Annotated in this window: 4 protein-coding genes; 3 read left to right on the top strand and 1 reads right to left on the bottom strand. The window is 70.4% G+C overall.

Annotation, left to right across the window (positions count from 1 at the left end; translation table 11 throughout):
- Both ACZ4FH_RS36885 and ACZ4FH_RS36890 read left to right on the top strand, forming a co-directional pair.
- A partial coding sequence (locus ACZ4FH_RS36885; protein WP_467310517.1) for an adenosylhomocysteinase occupies window positions 1–201 on the top strand: 201 nt, incomplete at its 5' end.
- A 230-nt stretch (window positions 202–431) separates the two neighbouring features.
- Window positions 432–1,043: a hypothetical protein gene (locus ACZ4FH_RS36890; RefSeq protein WP_383648839.1), complete on the top strand. Its 612-nt coding sequence runs from the start codon at window positions 432–434 to the stop codon at window positions 1,041–1,043.
- Between the two features lie 54 nt (window positions 1,044–1,097).
- On the opposite strand, the gene ACZ4FH_RS36895 is transcribed toward ACZ4FH_RS36890, so the two are convergent.
- Window positions 1,098–2,330, bottom strand: a complete 1,233-nt coding sequence (locus tag ACZ4FH_RS36895) for an RDD family protein (RefSeq protein WP_467310519.1) — start codon at window positions 2,328–2,330, stop codon at window positions 1,098–1,100.
- Window positions 2,331–2,450: 120 nt separating this feature from the next.
- Here ACZ4FH_RS36895 and ACZ4FH_RS36900 point away from each other — a divergent pair, with 120 nt between their 5' ends.
- Entirely contained in the window at window positions 2,451–3,458 is a 1,008-nt protein-coding gene (locus ACZ4FH_RS36900; RefSeq protein WP_383648832.1) for a stage II sporulation protein M, read from the top strand.
- Window positions 3,459–3,896 lie beyond the last annotated feature (438 nt).

Consider the following 3,896-nt stretch of genomic DNA (forward strand, 5'->3'; position numbering starts at 1 on the left):
CTGGCCCAGATCGAGCTGTTCACCAAGCCCGGTGACTACCCGACCGATGTGTATGTGCTGCCCAAGCACCTGGACGAGAAGGTCGCCCGGCTCCACCTGGCCTCGCTCGGTGTCCGGCTCACGACGCTCCGCCCGGAGCAGGCCGCCTACATCGGTGTCGAGGTCGAGGGCCCGTACAAGCCCGACCACTACCGCTACTGAGCCTTCCCACCCCCGCGCGGACCCGCCGGCGACCCGTCACACCACCATCGGTCGGTGACGACCGGTCAGTGACAACCGGCCACCGGCGGCCTCCGCGGTGTCCGTGGACGCGCGCGCGTCCACGGACCGGGTGACGCTCAGCAGCAGCTACGTACGCAGGCCCCCGCACCCCCGTGTCGGGGGCCTGCGCCGTACCGCACCCGCACAGCCCGAGGAACCCGAAGGACCCCATGCCCCGCGGCCGATATTCGCTCCACGATCTTCACGACCACACCCCTCTCGGCGAAGAACACTTCACCTGCGCACCCGGCCCCTCCGGCTGGCGCTACCTCTCCCGCACGACCGCCCCGTCCGGCGATCACCTGGGATCGGTGGACCTCACCCTCGACGAACTCGGCCGCCCCATCCGTCTCGAACTCCACACCGCGAGCTGGCAGGTCCGCGGCGCCGCCCTCGAAGGCGTCACCTGGGTGCGCACCGATCCGACCGGCACCCACGCCACCGAAGGCAATGTCCGCGCCCACGCCTTCAGCGGCACGTCCCCCGCATTCCTCGTCTCGACCGCACGTCTGCTCCGCCTCACCCCCGCTTCCCCGCCCACCCGGATCCGCGTCGTCACCTTCACGGATCCGGTGCTCGCACCCCGGACGGCCGACCAGTCCTGGGCCCTGGTGAACAGTGAAGCGCACGCCACTGACAACGGCCCCCTGACCGTGGACGAATACCAGGTCAGCGCCCTGGACACCGGTGAGCAGTACGCCGTCCACATCGCCGGAGACGTCGTCCTCTCCGCCCCCGGCATCGAACTCGAAGACCTCGACTCCCCGCCCTCCGACCGCTAACCGGCACCGGCCCCAGGGCATGTCCTGCGAACCTGCAGATCTGCCGGACACGCCCTAGGCAGGAGGCGCGAACCCCGTGGCAGCGGGCCCGGAGCGCTCACCCGTCTTGGATCCGGGAGGAGAAGCGGGGGAGGACGCATCCGAGGCCGAGGCCGAGGCCGAAGCCGCGGACGCCCCGGGAGCAGCAGGACCGCCGGGTGCCGCAGACCCAGCAGCGGAGGCACCGGAAACCCCCGAAGCGTCAGGCACCGAAGAGGCATCACGCACGCCAGGGGCCCCAGACGTCAAAGCAGTCCCAGGCGTCACAAGGGCACCATGCGCACCACCCACACCGGAGACCCCACCCGCACCGAAGACCCCAGGCACGCCGGGCGCCCCCGGCACCTCAGGCGCCGAGTAACCATCGCGAGCCCCGCCGGCCGCCTGGACCACCCCGGCCGGGTACCCCGCAGCGACCGGACGACCGGCCGGAAACCCGTTGCCTAGCGAGCCCGTCCCGGCCGCCCGGCCCCCGGGGGCGCCCACGGCGTTCCCCTCCGTCGCGGCGAACGCCCGACGCGCGTCCCGCGCCTGTCGTTCGTTCACCACCGCGGCCAGAAACGCGGCGGCCGGAACCCCCGCCGGTGCCGGAACCCCGGTCCGGGCGGCGACCTCGCCCGCCAACCGCTGCGCCATGCCCCGGCCCACGGCCGCGTCCAACTGATGCATCCGCGTCAGGTACTGCCGTACCGTCAGCCACAGATCGTCCGGAACCCCCGACAGATCGAGTTCGGCGAACCGGCCGACCAGCCACGGAGGCGGCGGCGGAACGGCAACGCTCCGGCCGCCCGGAACCCGTTCCCGTACGACCAGCGTTCCCGCGAACACGTCCCCGATCCGCCGCCCGCGCGCCGAGACCAGCGAGGCGATGGCGGCGACCGTGCCGAGCGTCGCCAGAATCTCCACCACACCCATCGCCCCGCGCACCAGCGCATGCCGGAACCGGATGGGCCCGCCGTCGTCGCGCACCACCCGCAGCCCGCACGCCAGTTTCCCCAGCGACCGGCCGTGGCTGAGCGTCTCCACCGCGATCGGCACGCCCACGAGCACGAGCAGATACGTCGCGACGGCCACCGCCGCTAGGGCTGCGTCGTCCAGAGGCGCCGCCGCGAGGGCCAGTCCGATCGACACCAGGACGAACGCGGTGCCCACCACGGCCAGGTCGATGAGCAGCGCCAGCGCACGGCTCGGCAGTTTCGCCGGCCGCAGCCCCAGCACGACCGCGTCCCCGGTCACCAATTCGTTCATCGCCGCCACCCCTCGCCGACCGTCCCTGCCCCTCGGGCCCACAGTCTGCCAAGCTGGCCCGCAGAGCGCCGCAGTCGTACGGACCCCGCACGCACCCATGCCCTGGAGCAGCAGCAGCCCATGGACCTCGACGTCTTCGTCAACGCCCACCGCAGTGAGTGGGACCGCCTGGACCACCTCGTGCACCGCGGGCGCAAGCGCACGGGCGAGGAGGCGGACGAGCTCGTCGATCTCTACCAGCGCACGGCGACCCATCTCTCCCTGATCCAGTCGGGCGCCGCGGACCCCCTGCTCACGGCCCGCCTGACCCAGCTGGTGGCGCGGGCGCGTGCCACGGTGACCGGAACCCGCCGCGCCTCGTGGCGGGACGCCGCGCACTTCCTCACCGCGGGTTTTCCCGCGGCCGTCTACCGTTCTCGCCGCTGGTGGATACCGACCGCCGTCCTCTCCGTCCTGCTGGCGGCCGTCATGGGCTGGTGGATCGGAACCCACCCCGAGGTCCAGGCAGGCATCGGTGCCCCGGAGGACCTGCGCCGGATGACCGATCCCGGCGGGGAGTACGAGACGTACTACTCCAGCCACCCGGCGGCCTCGTTCGCCGCGCAGGTCTGGACGAACAACGCGCAGGCCGCCGCGATGTGCCTGGTCCTGGGCGCGTTCCTGTGCGTTCCGGTGATCTGGATCCTGTTCGTCAACGTGCTCAACCTGGCCGTGGGCATCGGCCTGATGTCGTCCGCCGGCCGCCTCGACACCTTCCTCGGCCTGATCCTTCCCCACGGCCTGCTCGAACTGACCGCGGTCTTCGTCGCCGCCGGCACCGGCCTCCAACTGGGCTGGACCGTCATCGACCCGGGCCCCCGCACCCGCCGCTCCGCCCTGGCCCAGCAGGGCCGGGCCGCCGTCGGCATGGCCATCGGTCTCGCGCTCGTCCTGTTCGTCTCGGGCGTCATCGAAGGCTTCGTCACCCCTTCCGGCCTCCCCACCTGGGCCCGCATCACCCTCGGCATCACCGCCGAGCTGGCCTTCCTCGCGTACGTGTACGTCCTGGGCGGCCGGGCCGTCCGCGCGGGAGAGGCGGGCGACATCACCGAGGTCGAACGAAGTGCCGAGCGCCCTGTGGCCGCCTGATGTGCATGTGGCCGCACGGAGCTGCTAGTCTCCTCCTCGCCCCAAAAACCGTTGACACGGTGGACCGGGGGAGGTAGATTCAAACGGTTGCCTCGAACTGGACAAGTTCGGGCCCAGCAGGTTAGATGTACCTCGCTCCCGACAGAGATACCGATTCTCGGATTCTTTGTGGAGCCATGTGATTCCCACTCTCCGAAGTATCTGGCCGATTAGCTCGGCCAAAACGCTTCTGATAAAGTCGAATCAGCCGAAAGGCAAGGCCACTTCAACGGCCACTGGAATTCATATACGGACCGGAAACGGAACGAAATGAGTCTGGTAAGGTTGAAACCGCCAGAAAGGGAAACGCGAAAGCGAATTCCTGAAAGGCAAAAGCTTGACCCGCTTCGACCGGGAATCGGACACGAAAGAGTCTGATAGAGTCGGAAACGCAAGACC

This window comes from Streptomyces sp. NPDC024555, from assembly GCF_055559335.1.

Excerpts from the sequence above, each read along its gene's own strand:
- ACZ4FH_RS36890 (WP_383648839.1), top strand. The coding sequence starts at position 432 with ATGCCCCGCGGCCGATATTCGCTCCACGATCTTCACGACCACACCCCT.
- ACZ4FH_RS36900 (WP_383648832.1), top strand. The coding sequence starts at position 2,451 with ATGGACCTCGACGTCTTCGTCAACGCCCACCGCAGTGAGTGGGACCGC.
- ACZ4FH_RS36895 (WP_467310519.1), bottom strand. The coding sequence starts at position 2,330 with ATGAACGAATTGGTGACCGGGGACGCGGTCGTGCTGGGGCTGCGGCCG.